The organism is Bradyrhizobium zhanjiangense (assembly GCF_004114935.1).
GTDB lineage: Bacteria > Pseudomonadota > Alphaproteobacteria > Rhizobiales > Xanthobacteraceae > Bradyrhizobium > Bradyrhizobium zhanjiangense.
This window is the reverse complement of record NZ_CP022221.1, coordinates 651573-673679: the sequence shown is the minus strand read 5'-3', so window position 1 is coordinate 673679 and position 22107 is coordinate 651573. Positions and strand designations below refer to the sequence as shown.

The following is a 22107-nucleotide window of genomic DNA, read 5'->3' as shown; positions in this document are numbered from 1 at the left end:
ACTGGAATTTGGTACGACGGCGCGCCTCCCGCTATCCTCGACGGCAAAACGACAATGCCGCACCGGCTTTGAGGAGGAGACCATGTTGAGACCGACCCGACGCATCGCATCGCGCCTGCCGCACGTTGCGATCGCCACCACCCTCGCCTTTCTCGCCCTCATCCCTGGAGTCCGTGCCGGCATGGCCGAAACCTTCGCTTATGTCGGCAACGCCGACAGCAACGACATCAGCGTGTTCAAGATGGCCGAGAGCGGCGAGATGATGCCGGTGCAGACGGCCGCCTTCACCGGCGTCGAAAAGCCGGGATCCTCGACGCCGCTCGCGATCACCCCCGACAAGCGCGTGCTGATCGCCGGAATCCGCTCGCAGCCATACCTCGCGGTGAGCTTCGCGATCAACCCCAAGACGGGCCAGCTCAGTCATATCGGCAACGGACCGCTCGCCGACAGCATGGCCAATATCGCCATCGATCGCAGCGGCAAGTTCCTGTTCAGTGCCTCCTATGGCGGCAACAAGGTCGCGCTGAATCCGCTTCAAGCCAACGGCGTCGTCGGTGAGCCGAAGCAGGTGATCCCGACCGGGCTGAACGCGCACGCCGTCGTGTCCTCGCCCGACAACCGCTTCGCGTTCGCGACCAATCTCGGCTCCGACCAGGTGCTGAGCTTTGCGTTCGACGCCACGACCGGCACGCTGACGCCGAGCGATCCGCCGGCACACAAGCTGCCGGAAAAATCCGGGCCGCGGCACTTCGTATTCCACCCGGGTGGCAAGTTCGTCTATCTCGTTCACGAGCTGAACGGCGACGTCGCGGCGTTCAGCTATGACGCCAAGAGCGGCGCCTGGACCGAGATCCAGCGCACCAGCGCACTGCCCGAAGGGTTCAACGGCAAAGCCTCCGATAAAAAACCTTGGGCCGCCGACATCCACATCACGCCCGACGGGCGCTTCCTCTACGCCTCCGAGCGCACCACGAACACGCTCACCGCCTACAAGGTCGATGCAACAAGCGGCAAGCTGACCACGATCGGCAGCGTGCCGACCGAGAAGCAGCCCCGCGGCTTCAACATCGATCCCTCTGGGCGCTATCTCGCCGCGGTCGGCGAACTCTCCGACGGCATGACGGTCTATGCGATCAACCAGAGCAGCGGCGCGCTCGCCAAGCTGAAATCCTATCCCACCGGCAAGAAGCCGAACTGGGTGGAGTTTCTGAGCCTGCCGTGAGGGACGCGCGGCCGGCCTACGTAATCATCCGTAATTTCGCGAGGCCCGCCTTGGCGCGATATCATCGGGCATGGACCGTCAAATTGTCTTCAAGTGCCCCCAGACCGGCATGAATGTGCAATATCGGCTTGGCGACGAGCCAACCGATCGGACGCATGTTTCCGTGCCGTGTCAGGCCTGTACGCGCCTGCACCTGATCGATCGCGCCACCGGCAAGCTGCTGGGTGACCGCCGGAGCTGACGGCCCGCCAGCCCCGCTGCGACCTCCCCGTCCGGCGGGAGCGAACCTGATCTCCAATCGCGCGACTAATCAAAGACTTGCCACCGCGGCCCGCGCCGGCGTGGCATCCCGCCATGGGACAACGCTGCCGTAGTCCGGCCCGTTGCCATCTGCTATCGATTGAAGGGCTTGAACCCGTGGAATTTTCGATGCGTCATTTGCCCCGTGCCGTTGCCCGAAGCCTGTTTCCCGCAGCTATCGCTGGCGTGTTCGCTCTCGGCCCATATCAGGCTGGAGCCGCCGAGGACGATGCCCCCAAGGGGCCGGCGGTCACGGTGCTGAAGGTCGCGAAATCCTGCTTCTCCGACATCGTCGAGGCCACCGGCACGATCATCGCGCGCGAGGAGACCTCGGTGCGGCCCGAACGTCCCAGCTTGAAGGTAACCGAGGTGCTGGCCGAAGCCGGCCAGACCATCACTGCCGGCCAGGTGCTGGCGCGGCTGGCGCTGCCGGAAGGCGGCACGCTTCAGGTCACCGCGCCGGTGGCGGGCGTGATCGCCACGTCGACCGCGCAGATCGGCAATTTCGCCTCGGCCAAGGGCGAGGCCCTGTTCACGATCGTGGCGCGCAGCGAATATGATCTGGTCGGTCTGGTCGCGACCACCGACATGCGCAAGCTCGCCGTCAATCAGCAAGCGACCGTGCGCATCGCCGGCGCCGGCGACATCGACGGCAAGATTCGCCGCATCGGGCCGACCGTCGAGCAAAACATCCAGCAGGGCATGGTCTATATCGGCATCTCCTCGCAGAAGCGCCTGTTGCTCAACGCGAGCGGGCGCGCGCTGATCAAGACCGGGCAGAGCTGCAACGTCGCGGTGCCGCTGACGGCCGTGCAATATTCCTCGGCCGGCACCGTGGTGCAGGTGATCCGCCGCAATCGCGTCGAGACCAAGCGCGTCGAGATCGGATTGATGTCGGGCGGCAATATCGAGGTCCGCGACGGCCTCAACGATGGCGACGTCATCGTCGCCCGCGCCGGCGCGCTGCTGCGCGAGGGCGATCCGGTGCGCCCGGTGATGGCGAGCGCGGAAGCGGCGAAGTAGATATCGCCGTCGTCATTGCGAGCCAACGGGTCCGCGCGTAGCGCGGCCCGATGACAGGCTCCGCGAAGCAATCCAGAGTCCCTCCACGGAGAGATTTCTGGATTGCTTCGTCGCAAGAGCTCCTCGCAATGACGAGGTGGCGACAGACGTGCGCTCAGGCACGGCTATCGTAGGGTGGGCAAAGCCACCGGGTCGCGCGAAACGCGCGCCCGATGACAGGCTCCGCGTGCCCACGTCTTTCGAAATGTTGGAGAGAATGGTGGGCACGGCGCTTTGCGCCTTTGCCCACCCTACGAGTGCTCGTATGACCTTAAAAAAAACTAGCCGCCGGCTTCGCCGAAACGGACGTCCTCGAGCAATGACGACGAGACGCTCGGGACCTGGTCGCCTTCGCTGGCGCGGGAGATGGCGACGCGGGTCTTGTTGAAGACGCTTTCGGCGCTGCTGCCTTGCGCATTGAGGTTGTTGAGGAGCTCGCTGACCAGCACGCTGTGCTCGCCCTTGCCGTCATCGACGACCTTGCCGGGCGAGGCCGAGGTGAGGATCAGCGCATTGTCGGACGCGCTGATCGGCGCGAGACCGTGGCTGTAGGAGCGGAAGCGGCGCTCGTAGGGGTTACGGCGGGAGGCGTCGACGACGACGAGCTTGGCCTTGGCGCCTTGCTCCTTCATCATGTCGAGCACGCCCTCGATGGAGACGCCGTGGCGGCGGACGTCGCTTTCTTTCCAGATCACGGCATCGACCGGCAGCATGTAGCTCTCGCGGCCGGCCTGCACGCCATAGCCGCCGAAGAACAGCATGACGACGCTGTCGTGCTTGATCCGGGACTTCAGGCGGTTGACGGCGCGGACCATGTCGTCCTTGGTCGCGTCTTCCACCATGTCGACGTCAAAGCCGCTCTTGCGCAGGGACGAAGAGAGCGCGCGTGCATCATTGATCGACTGCGTCAGGGGCGCGTTGGCGTCTGGGTAATGTCCATTGCCGATGACCAGCGCCAGACGCGTGGCATGGCCGATCGAGCCGGTGATCTGGTCGGTCGAGACGGCCTTGGCGGCGTCGATCGCGCGCATGTTGAGGGCAGCATGGGCGCCGATCACGAGGGACACCGTGCCGATGAGGGCGGCGGCGACGGCAATCGTGCGTCGGGAAAGGTCGAGCTGCCTTACATTCATCTCGGTTCGTTCCTGTGCCAAAGACCAGCCAAGCGCGCGCACACTGTTTGAGTAGCGCGATAGCGTCTTTAGGTTTGAGGGATTGGCCGGGGATGTGCCCCCGAATTGCGCGCAATTTGCGGCGCCGCACCAGACAAACCTTTAACCGGATATCGCCTCCCCGGCAATAGTTCGCCCAATATTTGAGCTAAGCAGCTGAAGATGTTAGATAATTCTCCGGCCCGATTTTCTCCGCTTTGGGTTCCCCCGGAGGCTTCCGGGGCCTCATCATGCAGCCCTCGTGCCGACTTTTTCCGTGACTCCCATCACATTTGTATTTCCTGCGAATCCGGGTAGCTTTTTCAACGACTTGCAGGGGGTGGCACGCGGCTGGGAGCGTGTCGGCCGGCCCCCGGCCAATGCCCCGCGACCAGGTATTTCATGAGCTTTCAATATTTTGCCGGCGCCGCCTGCCGGGCGCTGACGGCGCGGAAGGACGGCCCCTCGCTTTACGAGGTCTGCGATCCCGTGCTGGCGGGTCAGGCCGGCGGCGATCCGCATCTCGCCAAATTCTACAAGACCGCGCTCGGCAATCCCGCGCTGCGGGTGCTGCTGCGGCGGGCCGGATTGCCCGAGTTGCGCGACGAGGCCCGATTGGCGGCGCTGCGCCAGGCGCTCGCCCGTGCCCGCGACGAGGCGGAGCCCGACTGGGCGGCCGTCGGCCAGCCCGTGGCCGATCTCCTCGACAGCATCGCGCTCGACCATCCCAGGCCGCCGCCGGCCGTGTTCGTCGGCAAGGCGCCGCAACAATCGCAGATCGACGGCGTGATCCGCGACTGCGCGCAGCACCTGCTCGGCTCGTATCGCCGAAACGGTTTTCTGCCGACCTATGCCGCCTTCAACCTGATCGGCGATCCCGATTGCCGCGGACGCGAGCTGATCATGGCGCTCACCGGGCTGAACGCGCGCGGCTACAAGAATTCCTCGCTGCTGTTCAACCTCGCCCGCGTCTTCATCGCGCGCTCGCCGGCGCGCGCCGTGGTGCATCCGCCGTGGCGAGGGGTTGCCGAGCCGATGTGGGAGCCGGTGCAGATCCGCCACCGTTCGGCCTATTACGATGCGTTCTTCATCGAGGCGCTGCTGGGCTATATCGAGACCGGGCTCGCCTTACCCGCCGACAAGATCGCGGCGGAGCGTGCGATCGCCGACATGGTGGATTTCTGCGTCAACATCAGCCGCGAGGAGGTCGAGGGCATCGACGGCGCGCGGTTCAACGTCATCACCGCGCTCGCGCCGGCGCCGCATCCGCGCTTCTCCCGCTTCTTCGCCCAGATCAAGCAGGATCTCGGCTTCGGGATCTACGTGCCGGATTGCGACACTACGGCCTGCTCGATCTCGGCAGCGACGCAGGCCGGCTGCACCGATGAGATCATCGACCAGCCGCTGCTGGATTTCTACGCCGGCTACCAGGTCCGCGCCGGCGTCAACGCGCCGCGCGTGACGGTGCCGCTCAACGACCATATCGACTATGAGGGCGGCGTTGCGACCTGGATCGATAATCTCGCGGGCGAGCGTCCTTACGGCAACGATCTCGATCCGACGCTCAATCTCGACATTCTCGAAGTCAGCTTCCGCAACCTGGCACGCTGGAAGATTCTGGAGACGCCATCGCGGCTCGCCACCGTGCATCGCATCATCGGCTTCCAGAAGCGATTAGCCGCGAGCGGTGCTTTCGCCAATCCGCGCTCGCACATCTATTACCTGCCGGAGCTCTACAGCGCCTATTTCGGCCGTTGTTATGCCGCCTTCCTGGCGCTGCCGCTGGCAGCGCAAGCCGCAATCGATCCCGACGGCGATTTCGATTTCATCCGCCACCGCGTGCTATCCTACGTCAAGGGCGAGCTGATGGCCGCGGAGATGAATGTGTTCGACGCCGCGCTGGCGCTGATCGCGCTCGGCCATCTCGGCGCCGACCCACGCGCCTTCGCGCCGGCGCTGAACGTGATCGTCGATGCCATCGGCGAAGGCGGCCGCCGCGGCCCGTTCCGTGCCTATGAATGGAACAAGATGAAGACACCGACGCGGATTCTGGTCGGCGGGCCCGAGGTGACGTCGGCGTTCGTGCTGATGGGACTGGCGGTGGCCCGGCGAACGATGGCAGGGCGGGGGTAGCTCTTCACCCTCCCCTGGAGGGGGAGGGTCGATCGCGCGCAGCGCGAGCGGGATGGGGTGACGGTCCCTCCGCGACGAACAGTGCCCGAGTGGAGAGATCACCCCACCCCGTCACGCAATCTCGCTTCGCTCGATCGCATGCCGACCCTCCCCCTCCAGGGGAGGGTGAAGGAGCGCCATGCAATGACGGGAAGTTGAAAGCTCATCTGTTAGGCAGGCGCTGGTCGAGTGGCCAAAAGCTGACCACAATCGCGGGGTCTATCGAGATTTTCCTGGAACTTGCGGACCGGCATGTTGCGAAAAGTCCTGATTGCGCTGGCTTTCATCGCCCTCCCGTCGCTGGCTGACGCCGCCGACATCACCGGCATGGCAAAAGTGCGCGCCGGCGATACCGTGGTGATCGGCAACACGCGGGTGCGGCTCGGCGGCATCGACGCGCCGGCAGTCGACCAGCTTTGCCTCAACACCAAGACCGAACGCTGGACCTGTGGCGTCGCCGCGCGCGACGAGCTCGCCAAATATGCCGATGGCAAGAATTGGGTGTGCCATACCCGCGCGATCGACCGGCGCGGCCGCACCGTGGCGCGTTGCGAGGTCGGCGGCGAGGACATCCAGAAATGGCTGGTGCGCAGCGGCTGGGCGCTGGCCTACACTCGCATGTCCCATGATTACGAGGCGGACGAAGCCGCCGCGCGGGAGGCCAAGGCCGGGATGTGGCAGGGCGCCTTCATCGCGCCCTGGGACTGGCGGGTCCGCAACAAGAAGACTGCCATCCTCGGCGCCACCAAGCCGCCAGATGGGGCGCATGCGGTGCTGCTCGCCTCGGCCTCGGGACCGGTCGCGCCGTCGCCTGATTGCACCATCAAGGGCAACGTCAACAGCGCCGGCGAATGCATCTACCACCAGCCGACCAGCCGCTGGTACACCCAGATCAAGATGAAGATCAGCAAAGGCACCCGCTGGTTCTGTTCGGTGGAAGAGGCGGAGGCCGCGGGCTGCCGCGAGACGAAGCGATAACCCACCTCAGACCTGCGTTTTGAGCGCTTTTCTCAAACCCCGGCGCCGCGTAAAAGTGTGTTTCAGCGACCCACCAGTCCGTTCTCACGACACAAGGACCAACAGCAATGACCGTTCGCGCGGGCCGGGAATTTCTGGCCATCCCCGGGCCCACCACGATGCCCGACGAGGTGCTGCAGGCGATGCATCGTCCGGCGATCGACATCTACTCCAGGCAGATGACCGATCTGACCGAGGGGCTGCTCCGTGACATCTCGAAGCTGTTTTCGACCAAGGGCAAGTCCTACATCTACATCGCCAACGGCCACGGCGCCTGGGAAGCGGCGCTGAGCAACGTGCTGTCGCGCGGCGACAAGGTGCTGGTGCTGGAGAGCGGGCGCTTTGCGATCGGCTGGGGCAATGCGGCGGCGCTGATGGGCGCCGAGGTCGAGGTGCTCAAGGGCGACTGGCGCCGCGCGGTGCGGCCGCACGAGGTCGAGGAGCGCCTGCGCCGCGACAAGGAGCACACCATCAAGGCTGTCGTCGTCGTCCAGGTCGACACGGCCTCGGGCGTGCAGAACGACATCGAGGCGATCGGCAAGGCGATCAAGGCCAGCGGGCATCCCGCGCTGTACATGGTCGATACCGTGGCTTCGCTCGGCTGCATGCCGTTCGAGATGGATAAATGGGGCATCGACGTCGCGATGTCCGGCTCGCAGAAGGGCCTGATGACGCCGCCCGGCCTCGGTTTCGTCGCCGCCAACGCGCGTGCGCTCGAGGTGCACAAGACAGCCAACATGGCGACGCCCTATTGGAGCTGGAGCGAGCGCGAGGGCACCGAGCACTATCGCAAATATGCCGGCACCGCGCCGGTGCATCTGTTGTTCGCGCTGCGCCAGGCGATCGACCTCCTGCACGAGGAAGGGCTGGAGAACGCCTTCCGCCGCCACAGCCTGCTCGGCGAAGCCGCGCGCCGCGCGGTCGGCGCATGGTCGGAAGGCCAGGTGCTCGGCTTCAACGTCGCGGAAGCCAGCGAGCGCTCCAACACCGTGACCACGGTGACCATGAGCAACGGCCATGACCCGGCCGTGCTGCAACGCTATTGCAAGGAGAAGTGCGGCGTCGTGCTCGGCACCGGCATCGGCGATCTCTCGGGCCAAGCCTTCCGCATCGCCCATATGGGCCATGTCAACGCGCCGATGCTGCTCGGCACGTTGGGCGTGATCGAGATCGGGCTCAACGCGCTGAAGATCCCGCATGGCAAGGGCGGGCTCGAGGCAGCGGTCGCGTATCTCGGTGAGGAAGTGGCGGTGTAGGGCGCTGCCACAAACTCCGCTGTCGTCCCGGACAAGCGCAGCTCTGGCAACGCATAGCGTTGTCAGGGCGGAGCGCTGATCCGGGACCCATAGCCACAGGACGTGGTTTGACGAAGACTCGGAGTTGGCAGCTCGCGCTACAACCCCGCCCTGGGAGTATGGGTCCCGGATCTGCGCGCGCTTGGGGCGCGCTTGTCCGGGACGACATTGAAGTTCTGAGTTCTTTAAATCCTCCACATTCGATCTGATATAGGGGCAAGACACATCCCAGCTCCGAGGATCGACTTGCCCAACACCGCCAGCAAGACCCCGCCCGTCGCCCCGCGCCGGCCGCATTCCTTCACGCGGCACGGGATCACCGTGACCGACGACTATTCCTGGCTGAAGGACGAGAAATGGCAGGAGGTGCTGCGCGATCCCAGCGTGCTCGATCCGGACATCCGCAAATATCTGGATGAAGAGAACGTCTACACCGAGAGCTTGCTCGGCCACACCGCCCCCCTCCAGAAGACGCTGGTGCGCGAGATGCGGGGGCGGATCAAGGAGGACGATTCCAGCGTACCCTCGCCCGACGGTCCCTTCGCCTATTTCCGCCGGTTTCGCGAGGGCGGGCAGCACGAGCTGTTCGGCCGCATGCCGCGCGACGGCGGCGACGGCCATATCGTGCTCGACGGCGATGCGCTCGCCAAGGACCACAAATACTTCAAGTTCGGCGGCAGCCGGCACTCGTATGATCACAAGCTGCAGGCCTGGAGCGCCGACACCAAGGGCTCCGAATATTTCAGCATCCGCGTGCGCGATTGGTCTACGGCCAAGGATCTTGACGATATCGTCGAGGAGACCGACGGCGGCATGGTCTGGGCCGCGGATTGCAAGAGCTTCTTCTATGTGAAGCTCGACGACAATCACCGGCCGATGCAGGTGTGGCGGCACAGGCTCGGCACCAAGCAGGCCGACGATACGCTCGTCTATGAGGAGCAGGACGCCGGTTGGTTCACCCATCTGCACGAGAGCACCAGCGGCCGTTTCTGCGTGATCGCTGGCGGCGACCACGAGACCTCGGAGCAGCGGCTGATCGATCTCGCAAACCCCGAAGCGCCGCCGCGCCTGGTCGCAGCGCGCGAAGAAGGCGTGCAATATTCGCTGGCCGACCGCGGCGACGAGCTGTTCATCCTCACCAATGCCGACGACGCCATCGACTTCAAGATCGTCACGGCGCCGCTCGCCGCGCCCGAGCGCACGAACTGGCGCGACGTGATCCCGTATCGTCCCGGCATCTACATCATCGACCTCGATCTCTATGCCGGCCATCTGGTGCGGCTCGAGCGCGCCAATGCGCTGCCGGCGATCGTGATCCGCGATCTCGCCACGAACGAGGAACATGCGATCGCTTTTGACGAGGCCGCCTATTCGCTGGATACGATGGGCTCCTACGAATTCGAGACGACGAATTTGCGTTTCGCCTATTCGTCGATGACGACGCCGTCGGAGGTCTATGATTACGACATGGTCAAGCGCACGCGGACCTTGCGCAAGCGCCAGGAGATTCCGTCCGGGCACGACGCCGCCGACTATGTCACCACGCGCATCATGGCCAAGGCGCATGACGGCGCCGAGGTGCCGGTCTCGATCCTCTATCGCCGTGGGCTGAAGCTCGACGGCTCGGCGCCGCTGCTGCTCTACGGCTACGGCTCCTACGGCATGGCGATGCCCGCTTCGTTCAGCGCCAACCGGCTGTCGCTGGTCGATCGCGGCTTCGTCTATGCCATCGCCCATATCCGCGGCGGCGCCGACAAAGGCTGGGGCTGGTATCTCGACGGCAAGCGCGAGAAGAAGACCAATTCGTTCGACGATTTTGCCGCCAGCGCGCGGGCGCTGATCGCAGCGAAATACACCAGCGCCAAGCGCATCGTCGGCCATGGCGGCTCGGCCGGCGGCATGCTGATGGGCGCGGTCGCCAATCGCGCCGGCGAATTGTTCGCGGGAATCGTGGCCGAAGTGCCGTTCGTCGACGTGCTCAACACCATGCTCGACGACACGCTGCCGCTGACGCCGCCGGAATGGCCGGAATGGGGCAATCCGATCGAGAGCGAGACGGATTTTCGTACCATCCTGTCCTACTCACCCTACGACAATGTCGCGGCGAAGGACTACCCGGCGATCCTCGCCATGGGCGGATTGACCGATCCGCGCGTCACCTATTGGGAGCCCGCCAAATGGATCGCACGCCTGCGCGCGATCATGCGCGGCGGCGGCCCGGTTCTGCTCCGCACCAACATGGGCGCCGGCCATGGCGGCGCCTCAGGGCGGTTCGATCGGCTCGACGAAGTCGCGATCGTCTATGCGTTTGCGCTGTGGGCGGCGGGGATGGCGGAGGCCTGACCTTCTCCCTCGCCCCGCTTGCGGGGAGAGGGTCGGGGTGAGGGGGAGTCCCCGCAAGGACGGTGACAGTTGGACTCGCGGAGAGTTCCCCTTCACCCGGATTGCATCTTCGATGCGATCCGTCCTCTCCCCGCAAGCGGGTAGAGGCGAAGACTCACACCGCCCCGTGCGCCTCGACATACAGCGCGTAGACCGAATGGCTGCTGGCCATGTACAGCCGATTGTTCTTCGGCCCGCCGAAGCAGAGGTTGGCGCAGCGTTCCGGCAGCTTGATGAAGGCGAGCGGCTTGCCTTCCGGGTTGAACACCATGACGCCATCGAGATCTTCCGGCTTACTCCTGAGCTGGAACACCTTGCGGCCGCCGATCTCGGTCGGCTCGGATTGCAACGCGCCGTTCGAGCCCCAACCACACCAGAGATTGCCGTCGCGGTCGACGCGAAAGCCGTCGAGCGAGCCCTGGTCGGCGGCGTCGATCAGCTTGGTCTTGCCGCTTAAGGCACCGTCCTCGCCGACATTGTAGCTCCAGATGCTGCGGTTTGGCGTGCCCTTCCACTCGACGATGTAGAGCTTCTTCTCGTCCGGCGAGAAGGCGAGGCCGTTGGGATTGAAGAGGTCGGTGAGGACGGCGCTGAGCTTGCCGTCCTTGGCGATGCGATAGACGTTGGTGGTGGCCTGCTCGGCCTTCTCCTTCTTGCCCTCCCACTCGCCGTTGATGCCGAACAGCGGATCGGTGAACCAAATACTGTCGTCGGACTTCACCACGATGTCGTTAGGCGCGTTCAGCCGCTTGCCCTCGAACTTGTCGGCGAGCACTGTGATCTTGCCGTCCTTCTCGGTGCGGGTGATGCGGCGGGTGACCGAATGCTCGCAGGTGACGAGGCGGCCCTGGCGGTCGCGCGCATTGCCGTTGGCGTAATTGGCATCGGCGCGAAACACGCTGGTCTGGCCGGTCTTCTCGTCGAACTTCATGATCCGGTTGTTGGGGATGTCGGAGAACAAGAGATAGCCGCCCTCGGGGAAATAAGCCGGGCCTTCAGCCCAGCGCATCCCGGTTGCAACCTGCTCGACCGTCGAGGAACAGAGCCGGTATTTTGCAAAGCTGGGGTCGAGGATCTGGACGGCCGGGTCCGGGTAGCGCTGATTGGGCGTGAACGCGAACGACTGGGCGCCGGCAGCGCGGGCGAGAAACGTGGATGCCACTGCTGCGCCGGCGCCGGCCATCAGATTGCGTCGCGTGAAATTCATTGTAATCCTCCCTGCTTGATAAAAGGCCGGCGCTTGATGCGGCCGGCCTGTTCCTTGACATGATTTGCTCTCGGCCTAGCGGCGGTTCTTCTTGCGCCATTCGGCAAAGTCGGTGAGCGTCTGCGGATCTGTCGCGGGATACAGGCCGAAGATGCCGCGGCCCTTGCCGACTTCCTCTGTGACGAAGTCCTCGAACGCGGTCATCTCAAAGGTTTCGTTCGCGATCTCATCTGCGAGATGCGCGGGGATCACGATGACGCCGTCGCTGTCACCGAGGATGACATCGCCGGGGAACACCGGCGCATCGCCGCAGCCGATCGGGACGTTGATCTCGATCGCCTGGTGCAGCGTGAGGTTGGTCGGCGCGCTCGGGCGGTGGTGAAAGGCCGGGAAGCCGAGCTTGGCGATCTCCGCGGAATCGCGAAAGCCGCCGTCAGTTACGACGCCGGCGACGCCACGCTTCATCAAGCGCGTCACCAGGATCGCGCCGGCCGAGGCCGCACGCGCGTCCTTGCGGCTGTCCATCACCAGCACGCTGCCTGCCGGACAATCCTCGACCGCCTTGCGCTGCGGATGCGAGCGATCCCTAAAGACCTCGATGGTGTTGAGATCTTCGCGTGCCGGCATGTAGCGCAGCGTGAAGGCCTCGCCGACCATGGTCGGCTGATCGGGGCTTAAGGGGTGCACATCCTGGACCATCTGGATGCGCAGGCCGCGCTTGAACAGGGCGGTGGCGACGGTGGCGGTGGAGACGGATTTGAGCTTGTTGCGGGTGGCTTCGGAAAGTTTGGACATGTCGTGCTCTCTAGTAAATCGAAGGCTCGCCGATCGGCGCGCCGAAATCGGTCTCCAGGAAGTCGAAGTCGCAGCCGTCATTGGCCTGCTTGATGTGTTTGGTGAACATCCAGCCATAGCCCCGCTCGAAGCGGCGCTCGGGCTGCTTCCAGGCGGCGCGGCGCTTGTCGAGCTCGGCTTCGCTCACATTGAGATTGATGGTGCGCGCGGCGACGTCGAGCGTGATGCGATCGCCGTTCTGCACCAGCGCCAGCGGACCGCCGATATAGGACTCGGGCGAGACGTGCAGGATGCAGGCGCCATAGCTGGTACCGCTCATGCGCGCATCCGAGATGCGCACCATGTCGCGCACGCCCTGCTTCACGAGTTTGGTCGGAATGGGCAGCATGCCCCATTCCGGCATGCCCGGCCCGCCCTGCGGCCCGGCATTGCGCAAGATCAGGATATGATCTTCGGTGACGTCGAGATTGGGATCGTCGACCGCCTTCTTCATCGCGGGATAATCGTCGAACACCAGCGCCGGCCCGGTGTGCTTGAGGAAGCGCGGTGCGCAAGCGGAAGGTTTGATGACGCAGCCGTCGGGCGCGAGATTGCCTTTGAGCACCGCAAGCGCGCCTTCCTTATAGATGGGATTGTCGACGGAGCGGATCACGTCGGCATTGTGCACTTCGGCGTGCGCGATGTTTTCAGCCACCGTCTTGCCGGTGACGGTGACGCAGTCCAGATGCAGATGCGGCTTGATCTGGCTCATCAGCGCCGGCAGCCCGCCGGCATAGAAGAAATCCTCCATCAAATACGTATCACCGCTCGGCCGCACGTTGGCGATCACGGGCACCTTGCGGCTGGCCTTCTCGAAATCGTCGAGCCCGATGTCCTGGCCGGCGCGGCGTGCCTGCGCGATCAGATGGATGATCGCGTTGGTCGAGCAGCCCATCGCCATCGCCACCGCGATCGCGTTCTCGAACGCCTTGCGGGTCTGGATCGCCTTCGGTGTCAGATCCTCCCACACCATCTCGACGACGCGGCGGCCGCATTCGGAGGCCATGCGGATGTGGTTGGCGTCCGCGGCGGGAATCGAGGAAGCGCCCGGCAGCGTCATGCCGATCGCCTCGGCGATCGCGGTCATGGTCGAGGCCGTGCCCATGGTCATGCAGGTGCCGTAGCTGCGAGCGATGCCGGCCTCGATGTCGAGCCAGTCCTTGTCGGAGATCTTTCCTGCGCGGCGCTCGTCCCAGTATTTCCAGCCGTCGGAGCCGGAGCCCAGCGTCTTGCCCTTCCAGTTGCCGCGCAGCATGGGACCCGCCGGCAGATAGATCGCCGGGATGTTCATCGAGGTGGCCCCTAGCAGCAGCGCCGGCGTGGTCTTGTCGCAGCCGCCCATCAGCACCACGCCATCGACGGGATGGCTGCGCAACAATTCTTCGGCGTCCATCGCCAGCAGATTGCGGTAGAGCATGGTGGTGGGCTTGAGCAGCGATTCCGACAGCGACAATGCCGGCAGCTCCAGCGGCAAGCCGCCGGCCATCAGGATGCCGCGCTTGACGTCGTCGACCCGCGACTTGAAGTGCATGTGGCAGGGCTGTGCATCCGACCAGGTGTTGAGGATCGCGATGATCGGCCGGTCCTTCCACTCCTCCGGCGCGTAGCCCATCTGCATGGTACGGGAGCGGTGGCCGAACGAGCGAAGGTCGTCGGGTGCGAACCAGCGCGCGCTGCGGAGCTGGTCAGGCGTTTTCTTCTTGTTCTTGGTCATGATTGGGTGCCCCATTTCTGGACGGTGTTCCGCTCGATGGCGCGGAAGATCAGGTTCTCGACAAAGAGCCCGATGATGATCACGGTCAAGAGGCCGGCGAAGACGGCAGGTATGTCGAGCAGATTGCGGTTCTCGAAGATGAACCAGCCGAGACCGCCCTGGCCCGAGGACACGCCGAACACCAGCTCGGCCGCGATCAGCGTGCGCCAGGCGAAGGCCCAGCCGATCTTGAGGCCGGTGAGGATCGAGCCGAAGGCCGCGGGGATGAGGATCTTCGCCACATAAGGCAATCCGCGCAGGCCGTAATTGCGGCCGACCATCCGCAGCGTGTTGGACACGCTCTTGAAGCCGGAGTGGGTGTTGAGCGCGACCGGCCACAGCACCGAATGGATCAGCACGAAGACCAGGCTGCCATTGCCGAGGCCGAACCAGATCAGCGCCAGCGGCAACAGCGCGATCGCCGGCAACGGGTTGAACATCGCCGTGACGGTCTCGAGGAAGTCGGTGCCGATGCGCGTCGAGATCGCGAGCACGGTGAAGATCGCGGCCAGTGCGATGCCGGCCGAATAGCCCATGAACAGCACCTTCAGCGAGGTCCAGGCCCGCATCGGAATGGTGCCGTCCTTGACGCGATCGAACAGCGTCACGAAGGTGTCGTGCAGTGTCGGAAACAGCAGCGGATTGTCGAGAGTGACCCCGTACGCCTCCCAGACCGCCGCGAGAAACAGGATGATGACCGACTTGCGGACAAAGCCGTCGTTCCACAATAGCTCAAGCACACCCAGCTTGCGCTCGACCTCGCCTGCACCTCCCGTGCTGGCAACCGGCGCGTCACGCAGCAAGATTCTGGCTTCGCCCATGACGGCTCCCTCAATGCGCGGTTGATTCGGAGGCGAACAGGAGATCGTGGATCTCCTTCTCGAGCCGACCGGCGCTGCCATCCTCATTCGAAACCTTGTCGACGTCGATCACCTCGGCCTTGACGCGGCCGGGATGCGGCGACAGCAGCAGGATGCGGTTGCCGATGCGGATCGCTTCCGCGATCGAATGGGTGACGAACAGCACGGTGAATTTGGTCTCGCTCCAGAGCTGGAGCAACTCATCCTGACAGGTCCGCCGCGTCAGCGCGTCGAGCGCGGCGAACGGCTCGTCCATGAGAAGGATATCCGGCTCCATCGCCATGCCGCGCGCGATCGCGACGCGCTGCTTCATGCCGCCGGAGAGCGTGTGCGGATAGGCATCGACCACGCGGGTGAGGCCGACCTTCTCGATATAGGCGCGCGCCTTCGCCTCGGCGTCCTTGCGCGACAGCTTTCGCGCGGTGAGCAGCGGGAACATCACGTTGGCGAGCACACTCTTCCAGGGCAGGAGCTGGTCGAACTCCTGGAAGATCATCATGCGGTCGGCGCCGGGCCCGTGGATCTCGCGGCCGTTGATGGTCATGCTGCCTTCGCTCGGGCTCATGTAGCCGCCGACGGCCTTGAGCAGGGTCGACTTGCCGCAGCCGGAGGGCCCGAGCAGCACGAAGCGGTCGGACCGGTCGACGGTGAAGCTCACTTTTTCCGTGGCGGTGACGACGGCGCTGGAGGTCTTGTAGCGCAGCGTCACGCAGCTGACGTCGAGCAGCGCCATCAGTTGCCCTTCAGATCGTGCGCGACGGGGAGATAGTAATCCGTCCAGGCCTTGGGCTGATTCTTCAGCGTTCCGGTCTTGTAGAGATGGGCGGCGAATTTCATCGTGCCCTGCGGCTCGAGATTCCACTCCATCATGCCGGGCTCTTTCAGGAGATCGAGCAGCTCTTCCACCGACGTCTTGTCGCCGGTGATCTCCTTGTAGATCTCGACCGCCTGCTTAGTGTCGCTGCGGATCAGATCCTGCGCTTCCTTGGTGGCGTCGCGCACGGCCTGGATGACTTTTGGATTGGCGTCGGCAAACTTCGTTGTGGTCAAGAATTGCGCCTGGCTGAGAGGGCCGCCCATCACATCGGGCGACGACAGCACCACATGCGCACCCGGCACGTTCTTCAACTCCAGGAACGTGAAGGGCGGAATCGAGAAGTGGTTGTGCACCTCGTGCTTCGGGTTGGACAGCGCCGCATAGGCGTCGGGGTGACCGAGCTGCACGGTGTTGGCATCCAGCTTCGACCATTGGTCGGCACCAAAGGCCTCGGCGGCCGCGATCTGCAGCACGATCGCCTGGGTCGAGACCTTCACGGTCGGCACCGCGATCTTGTCGCTCGGCCCGAAATCCCTGATCGACTTGATGTTGGCGTCGCGGCTGATCAGCGTCATCGGCTGCGCCGAGGTGGCGACGATGCCCTTCACGCCGCCGCGGGTGCGATCCCATAGCAGCAGCAGATTGCCGGTGCCGGTGTTGAGGATGTCGACGCCGCCGGCGAGCAGGGCGTCGGTCTGCGCTCCGCCGCCGGAGAAGGTGATCCATTTGGTGGTGACACCGGTTACGCCGAGGGAAGCCGCATGCTTCTCGATCAGCTTCAGCTTCTCCATGATGTGGCTCGGCATGTAGAAGATGCCGGGCTGGCGCGACAGCGCGATCTCGGACTTTTGCTGCGCGCGAGCCGTTGACATTGAGAAGGCGATCGCGGCGATCACGGTGGCGGCCACGAGCTTGCCGCGAAGATGCTTGATCATTGTTGTGTGTTTCCTCCGGCCAGCGTCGATCTGCGTTGACCCTGCTGATGCACTAATATATTAGTGCATCAAACGCAAGCCCGCGGGACCCGCCATGGAATCATCGCATACCGCGCTGCGCGCGCCCCCACGCTCCGCCCGGCTCGACCGCGGCCGCCAGGCGGCGCCGCAGGTGTTCGAGCGGCTACGCAACGCGATTGTCGCGCTGGAGCTGCCGCCCGGCGCTCCCTTGTCGCGCGCCGAGCTTGCCGGCCAGTTCGGCGTCAGCTCGACGCCGGTGCGCGACGCGCTGATGCGGCTGGAGGAAGAGGGCCTCGTCGACGTCTTTCCGCAGCATGCGACCGTGGTGAGCCGGATCGACGTCGACCGCGCGCAGCAGGCCCATTTTCTGCGTCAGGCACTGGAGCTGGAGATCGTGCGCCTGCTCGCAACAAATCCCGACCAGTCCCTGGTGATCAGCCTTGATCACGCCATCACGCTGCAACAGCAATTCGCCAAGGCCGGAGATTTCGAGAGCTTCATCGCCGGCGACAACGACTTTCACGCCCAGCTCTACGCGGCCGCCGGCAAGCAGGAGCTCTGGACGCTGGTGCGCAGCCGCAGCGGACATATCGACCGGCTGCGCCGGCTGCATTTGCCCTCACCCGGCAAGGCCCAGAACATCGTCCGTCACCACAGACTGATCACGCGCGCGATCGAGGCCGGAGATGCCGAGGCCGCGCAGCAGCATCTGCGCAAACATCTGTCGGGCACGCTGAGCGAGCTGGACAAGATCCGAAGCCGCTATCCCGAATACCTGACTGACTAAGAGGGAACCCGAGCTGACCCGGCTTATGCACGAGAGCGTGCATATAGCGTTGGCAAGGCTCGGTAATCTCGACCGGATGGTGGCGCTCGCGAAGTGCTTGCGGGCCGGGCTGAAACCGCGCAACAATTTCCTCTTTGATGGGCTTGATTTGCGGTCGCTGGGGCATCCCCATCCGACCCCGGAGGATCTCAGACGTGGCCAACATCCTGATCGCGGATGACGACCCGGCCGTGCAGATCACGATCCGGCTGCTCCTGGAGCGGGCCGGTCATCACGTCACCGTCGCCGGCGATGGCTACGAGGGGCTTGCGTTGTTCGAGGCCAGCCCGTTCGACCTGTTGTTTCTCGACATTTTCATGCCCGGCATGGACGGGCTGGAGACGATGCGCCATATCCGAGCGCTGGCCCCGACCGTCCCGATCATCGTCATTTCCGGCCGTTCGGCCGCGCCGGACGCCTATGCGGAGCCGAATTTCCTGAAGATGGCAACCAAGCTCGGCGCGGTGGCAAGCTTGCAAAAGCCGTTCCGACCAGGCGCACTGCTCGCGGCGGTCGATGGCTGCCTTGGCACGGCCCAGGCGGCATCGCTGGGGAATCCGGATGTCAGCACCGGCCACCGATGACAAGGACCCTCATTCCTTTCCAGGCCAGAACGGGCGTGGCCATTCGGGAACCGGTGCGAATATCCCCATGACGCTCGCAACGCGGCTTGCCATCACGATGACCCTGCTGGTGGCGGTGACCGTGGCCGCAGTCGGATGGCTGGGCTATCGCAACACCACCCAGGCCGTCATTCCGCGGGTACTGGAACGCGTCGAAGCCCAGTCACGGCTGTTGGCGACCAATCTCGAATCCTACGTCGCCGGCGCGCGCGGCGATCTGCTCGGCTACCGCTCTGCCGCAGCCATCAACGGCCTGATCCGCGCTCACATCGGTGGAGGCATCGACGCATCCGACGGCGTGTCGGAGCAAACCTGGCGCGAGCGCATCGCAGCGCGGCTCGCAGCCGAGATCGACGCCAAACCCAGTTACGGGCAATTTCGCATCATCGGTCTCGACGACGACCAACGCGAGCTGGTCCGCGTCGATCGCTCCGGCCCGAATGGAAAGGCGCGGGTTGCTCCCAACGACGAACTCGAGCGCAAGAGTGAACGAACCTACTTTCAGGAGACCATCCGACTGGCGCCGGGCGAGATCTACGTGTCCGCCATCGATCTCGCCACCCGCCAAGGGGGAACCACGACCTCCCACATTCCGACGTTACGAGTTGCAACCCCGCTGTTCACGGCGGACGGCAGGCCATTCGGCATCATCATCGCCAATATCGACATGCGACCGGCGCTCGACCGCGTCCGCTCCACCGTGACCTCGGGCGGAGAGATCTATGTCGTGAATTTGCGCGGCGACTATCTCGTCCATCCCGATCGCATGCGGGAATTCGGCGCATGGCATGATCGTCCCAACGACTGGCGCAAGGATTTTCCGTATTTCGCGGCCTCGGCCGGGACGCTGGAAGGATCCACGCGGCTCATGACCGACGGGTCGGGCCGGCCGAGCGGGGCGGCGATTGCGCCGGCGCTGCTCGTGGGCAAGGACTGGGTTGCGATTATCGAGACGATCCCCTCGCCGGTGTTCGGCCTCGTGCCCGCAGCGATTCAACGAACGTCCCTACTCGTCGGCGTGCTTGCCGTGCTCGCTGCGGCTTTACTCGCGGTGCTCCTGGCGCGCTCATTGACGCGCCCGATCGGCCGCCTGACCAAGGCGGTGCAGGCCATCGGCAGCGGACGTCCAGCGGATATACCCGTCGATGCCAGCGGCGAGACCGGCGTGCTGGCACGGGCCTTTGCCCAGATGGTCGAGGAGACTCGGGCGAAAACGGCCGCGCTCCAACGCGAGATCGAGGAGCATCGCCGCACCGAGGCAGCTCGAAGCCATCATGCGGCGCGCGAGCGCTTGTTCAGCGCCGCAGTGGAATCATCCGACGATGCGATCGTGATGCAGTCGCTCGAAGCCATCATCACGGGCTGGAATCCGGCTGCCGAACGCCTCTACGGCTATTCGGCGGACGAGGCGATCGGGAAATCCACCGCCATCATCGTACCCGCCGACCGCCGCGACCAGGGCAAGAACATCTTGCGGCGGATCGCGGCAGGCGAGCCGATCGAACGCTTCGAGACGGTGCGCCTGCGCAAGGACGGCACGCCGGTCGAGATCTCGCTCAGCCTCTCGCCGATCAGGGGACCGTCAGGCGAGATCGTCGGAGCCTCCGGATCTGCGCGCAGCCTCACCGAGGCGCGGCGGGCCGAGCGGGCGCTGCAGCAGCAGCTCGAAGAGCGCCGGCAGATCTTCGAGACGTCGCAGGACCTGATCATGGTCATGGACGCGCGCGGTCATGTCGTGCAGATCAGCCCGAGCAGCGAGACCATTCTCGGCTACCGGCCGGAGGAGATGATCGGCCGCAGCGGCGCCGACTTCGTTCATCCCGACCATCTGGAGCAGTCCCGCGAAAACATGCGCGCGATGCGGCTCGGCGAGCGGCCAAAGCTCGGTGATACGCGCTGCTTCCACAAGAACGGACACCAGGTCTGGCTGTCCTGGCTCGGCAACTGGTCCGAGCCGGCGCAGCGGTTCTTCTTCGTCGGGCGCGACATGACGGAGGCGCGGCTCGCGCAGGAATCGCTGCGCGAGAGCGAACGGCTTGCCCGCAAGATCGTCGAGACCTCGCTCGACGCCTTCGTGCAGACCGACGAGACCGGCAGCATCCTGAACTGGAATTCGCAAGCCGAGCGGCTGTTCGGCTGGCGCCGCGACGAGGTGCTCGGCAAGAACACGATCGATCTCATCGTCGCCGAGAGCGAACGCGAGAGGGTCAAAACGGGCCTGACGCAATTCCTCGCGAACGAAGACGACAAGACGCTGAACCGCCGCCGCGAGCTGATGTGCCGCCGCCGCGACGGCAAGGAGTTCAAGGCTGAGCTGAGCGTCACCGCGCTGAAGCGCCGCGAGGGCCTGCTGTTCAACGTCTTCTACCGCGACCTCACCGACAAGATCGCGGCCGAGGAACGCATCCGCCATGCCGAGAAGATGGAGGCGGTCGGCCAGCTCACCGGCGGCGTGGCGCACGACTTCAACAATATCCTCACCGTCATCACCGGAACCATCGAGATCCTCGCGGAGGCGGTCGAGAAGGAGCCGCAGCTTGCGGCCATCACCAAGATGATCGACGAGGCGGCCGCGCGCGGCGCCGATCTGACCCAGCACCTGCTCGCCTTCGCGCGCAAGCAGCCGCTTCAGCCGCGCGAGATCGACATCAACTCGCTGATCATCGACACCGCGAAACTGCTGCGGCCGACGCTGGGCGAGCAGATCCAGATCGAATCGGTGTTCGAGGACGAGAGCTGCGTCGCGATCGTCGATCCCAACCAGCTCACCACCGCGATCCTCAACCTCGCGCTCAATGCCCGCGACGCCATGCCGAACGGCGGCAAACTGATCGTGGAGACGGGCGCCGCCTATCTCGACGAGGTCTATGCCAGCGCCAACGATGTGCCGCCGGGGCACTACGTGCTGATCGCCGTGAGCGACACCGGCACCGGAATCCCCGCGAACATGCTGGCCAGGGTGTTCGATCCCTTCTTCACCTCGAAGGGCCCGGGCAAGGGCACCGGACTCGGACTCTCAATGGTTTACGGCTTCATCAAGCAGTCCGCAGGACACATCAAGATCTACAGCGAGGAAGGCCACGGCACCACGATCAAGATGTACCTGCCGCCGGGCAGGACGCCGACGGCGGTCGGCGAGGGCGTGACGGCGGCGGCGATCGAGGGCGGACACGAGACCATCCTGGTGGTCGAGGACGACCGCCTGGTGCGTGACTACGTGCTGGCTCAGCTGCATTCGCTGGGATACGTCACCTTGCAGGCCGCGAACGCTGCGGAGGCGCTCGCGATCGTCGCCGCCGGCAAGCCGTTCGATCTCCTGTTCACCGACGTCATCATGCCCGGCAAGATGAACGGACGTCAGCTCGCCGACGAGATCCAGAAGACCCGCCCCGATCTCAGGGTGGTCTACACGTCCGGCTATACCGAGAATGCGATCATCCATCACGGCCGGCTGGATTCGGGGGTTCTGCTGCTCGCCAAGCCCTATCGAAAATCGGATCTGGCGCGGATCATCCGCAGGGCACTGCAGGGATGAGGCGCAGGCCTTTTAGGCAGGCCTTTCATAGCTGGTCGCGTGTAGCCCGGATCGAGCGCAGCGCAATCCGGGAAGTCTCTTGCTGCGTGCACCGG

17 protein-coding genes are annotated in these 22107 nt (G+C 64.8%); 10 read left to right on the top strand and 7 right to left on the bottom strand.

Annotated features, from left to right (window positions below; all coding sequences use genetic code 11):
- Positions 1–82: 82 nt before the first annotated feature.
- From XH85_RS03255 to XH85_RS03250, 3 genes are all read left to right on the top strand, one after another.
- Positions 83–1222 carry a lactonase family protein gene (locus XH85_RS03255; RefSeq protein ID WP_164940479.1) on the top strand — a complete coding sequence of 380 codons (1140 nt, stop codon included), beginning with the start codon at positions 83–85 and terminating at the stop codon, positions 1220–1222.
- 70 nt (positions 1223–1292) lie between these two features.
- Entirely contained in the window at positions 1293–1463 is a 171-nt protein-coding gene (locus XH85_RS44685; protein WP_164940478.1) for a hypothetical protein, read from the top strand.
- Positions 1464–1651: 188 nt separating this feature from the next.
- Positions 1652–2545, top strand: coding sequence for an efflux RND transporter periplasmic adaptor subunit (locus tag XH85_RS03250; RefSeq protein WP_164940477.1), 894 nt, complete (start codon positions 1652–1654; stop codon positions 2543–2545).
- A gap of 320 nt (positions 2546–2865) precedes the next feature.
- On the opposite strand, the gene XH85_RS03245 is transcribed toward XH85_RS03250, so the two are convergent.
- The gene (locus XH85_RS03245; protein WP_128930716.1) at positions 2866–3717 is read right to left on the bottom strand and encodes a caspase family protein; all 852 of its coding nucleotides are present in this window, start codon (positions 3715–3717) and stop codon (positions 2866–2868) included.
- Positions 3718–4137: 420 nt separating this feature from the next.
- On the opposite strand from XH85_RS03245, the gene XH85_RS03240 reads away from it, so the two are divergent.
- The 4 genes from XH85_RS03240 (at position 4138) to XH85_RS03225 (ending at position 10562) form a co-directional block, all read left to right on the top strand.
- Positions 4138–5868, top strand: coding sequence for a hypothetical protein (locus tag XH85_RS03240; RefSeq protein WP_128930715.1), 1731 nt, complete (start codon positions 4138–4140; stop codon positions 5866–5868).
- Between the two features lie 291 nt (positions 5869–6159).
- Positions 6160–6885, top strand: coding sequence for a thermonuclease family protein (locus tag XH85_RS03235; protein WP_128930714.1), 726 nt, complete (start codon positions 6160–6162; stop codon positions 6883–6885).
- A 107-nt stretch (positions 6886–6992) separates the two neighbouring features.
- Positions 6993–8180: a pyridoxal-phosphate-dependent aminotransferase family protein gene (locus tag XH85_RS03230; RefSeq protein ID WP_128930713.1), complete on the top strand. Its 1188-nt coding sequence runs from the start codon at positions 6993–6995 to the stop codon at positions 8178–8180.
- Between the two features lie 285 nt (positions 8181–8465).
- Positions 8466–10562 (top strand): S9 family peptidase, encoded by a 2097-nt coding sequence (locus XH85_RS03225; RefSeq protein WP_128930712.1) that lies wholly within the window; start codon positions 8466–8468, stop codon positions 10560–10562.
- 154 nt (positions 10563–10716) lie between these two features.
- Here XH85_RS03225 and XH85_RS03220 read toward each other — a convergent pair whose 3' ends face one another.
- The 6 genes from XH85_RS03220 to XH85_RS03195 form a co-directional block, all read right to left on the bottom strand.
- Positions 10717–11808 carry an SMP-30/gluconolactonase/LRE family protein gene (locus tag XH85_RS03220; RefSeq protein ID WP_128930711.1) on the bottom strand — a complete coding sequence of 364 codons (1092 nt, stop codon included), beginning with the start codon at positions 11806–11808 and terminating at the stop codon, positions 10717–10719.
- A gap of 75 nt (positions 11809–11883) precedes the next feature.
- A complete protein-coding gene (locus XH85_RS03215; protein ID WP_128930710.1) occupies positions 11884–12603 on the bottom strand; it encodes a ribonuclease activity regulator RraA in 720 nt (239 codons plus the stop codon).
- A 10-nt stretch (positions 12604–12613) separates the two neighbouring features.
- Positions 12614–14356, bottom strand: a complete 1743-nt coding sequence (gene araD, locus XH85_RS03210; protein WP_128930709.1) for an L-arabinonate dehydratase — start codon at positions 14354–14356, stop codon at positions 12614–12616.
- The gene (locus XH85_RS03205) at positions 14353–15216 is read right to left on the bottom strand and encodes an ABC transporter permease (protein WP_128930708.1); all 864 of its coding nucleotides are present in this window, start codon (positions 15214–15216) and stop codon (positions 14353–14355) included. Before XH85_RS03205 ends, araD begins: the two co-directional genes overlap by 4 nt.
- 10 nt (positions 15217–15226) lie before the next feature.
- The gene (locus tag XH85_RS03200; protein WP_128930707.1) at positions 15227–15988 is read right to left on the bottom strand and encodes an ABC transporter ATP-binding protein; all 762 of its coding nucleotides are present in this window, start codon (positions 15986–15988) and stop codon (positions 15227–15229) included.
- Positions 15988–17007: an ABC transporter substrate-binding protein gene (locus XH85_RS03195; protein WP_128930706.1), complete on the bottom strand. Its 1020-nt coding sequence runs from the start codon at positions 17005–17007 to the stop codon at positions 15988–15990. Before XH85_RS03195 ends, XH85_RS03200 begins: the two co-directional genes overlap by 1 nt.
- Positions 17008–17101: 94 nt before the next feature.
- On the opposite strand from XH85_RS03195, the gene XH85_RS03190 reads away from it, so the two are divergent.
- From XH85_RS03190 to XH85_RS03180, 3 genes are all read left to right on the top strand, one after another.
- The gene (locus XH85_RS03190; RefSeq protein WP_128930705.1) at positions 17102–17815 is read left to right on the top strand and encodes a GntR family transcriptional regulator; all 714 of its coding nucleotides are present in this window, start codon (positions 17102–17104) and stop codon (positions 17813–17815) included.
- A gap of 194 nt (positions 17816–18009) precedes the next feature.
- A complete protein-coding gene (locus XH85_RS03185; RefSeq protein WP_128930704.1) occupies positions 18010–18438 on the top strand; it encodes a response regulator in 429 nt (142 codons plus the stop codon).
- A complete protein-coding gene (locus XH85_RS03180; RefSeq protein ID WP_128930703.1) occupies positions 18416–22012 on the top strand; it encodes a PAS domain S-box protein in 3597 nt (1198 codons plus the stop codon). The genes XH85_RS03185 and XH85_RS03180 overlap by 23 nt, the downstream gene beginning before the upstream one ends.
- Positions 22013–22107 lie beyond the last annotated feature (95 nt).

What these genes read in the sequence shown, in the direction of transcription:
- XH85_RS03240 (WP_128930715.1), top strand. Translation starts at nt 4,138, where the DNA reads ATGAGCTTTCAATATTTTGCCGGCGCCGCCTGCCGGGCGCTGACGGCG.
- XH85_RS44685 (WP_164940478.1), top strand. Translation starts at nt 1,293, where the DNA reads ATGGACCGTCAAATTGTCTTCAAGTGCCCCCAGACCGGCATGAATGTG.
- XH85_RS03230 (WP_128930713.1), top strand. Translation starts at nt 6,993, where the DNA reads ATGACCGTTCGCGCGGGCCGGGAATTTCTGGCCATCCCCGGGCCCACC.
- XH85_RS03250 (WP_164940477.1), top strand. Translation starts at nt 1,652, where the DNA reads ATGCGTCATTTGCCCCGTGCCGTTGCCCGAAGCCTGTTTCCCGCAGCT.
- XH85_RS03255 (WP_164940479.1), top strand. Translation starts at nt 83, where the DNA reads ATGTTGAGACCGACCCGACGCATCGCATCGCGCCTGCCGCACGTTGCG.
- XH85_RS03195 (WP_128930706.1), bottom strand. Translation starts at nt 17,007, where the DNA reads ATGATCAAGCATCTTCGCGGCAAGCTCGTGGCCGCCACCGTGATCGCC.
- araD (WP_128930709.1), bottom strand. Translation starts at nt 14,356, where the DNA reads ATGACCAAGAACAAGAAGAAAACGCCTGACCAGCTCCGCAGCGCGCGC.
- XH85_RS03200 (WP_128930707.1), bottom strand. Translation starts at nt 15,988, where the DNA reads ATGGCGCTGCTCGACGTCAGCTGCGTGACGCTGCGCTACAAGACCTCC.
- XH85_RS03190 (WP_128930705.1), top strand. Translation starts at nt 17,102, where the DNA reads ATGGAATCATCGCATACCGCGCTGCGCGCGCCCCCACGCTCCGCCCGG.
- XH85_RS03215 (WP_128930710.1), bottom strand. Translation starts at nt 12,603, where the DNA reads ATGTCCAAACTTTCCGAAGCCACCCGCAACAAGCTCAAATCCGTCTCC.
- XH85_RS03235 (WP_128930714.1), top strand. Translation starts at nt 6,160, where the DNA reads ATGTTGCGAAAAGTCCTGATTGCGCTGGCTTTCATCGCCCTCCCGTCG.
- XH85_RS03180 (WP_128930703.1), top strand. Translation starts at nt 18,416, where the DNA reads ATGTCAGCACCGGCCACCGATGACAAGGACCCTCATTCCTTTCCAGGC.
- XH85_RS03220 (WP_128930711.1), bottom strand. Translation starts at nt 11,808, where the DNA reads ATGAATTTCACGCGACGCAATCTGATGGCCGGCGCCGGCGCAGCAGTG.
- XH85_RS03205 (WP_128930708.1), bottom strand. Translation starts at nt 15,216, where the DNA reads ATGGGCGAAGCCAGAATCTTGCTGCGTGACGCGCCGGTTGCCAGCACG.
- XH85_RS03245 (WP_128930716.1), bottom strand. Translation starts at nt 3,717, where the DNA reads ATGAATGTAAGGCAGCTCGACCTTTCCCGACGCACGATTGCCGTCGCC.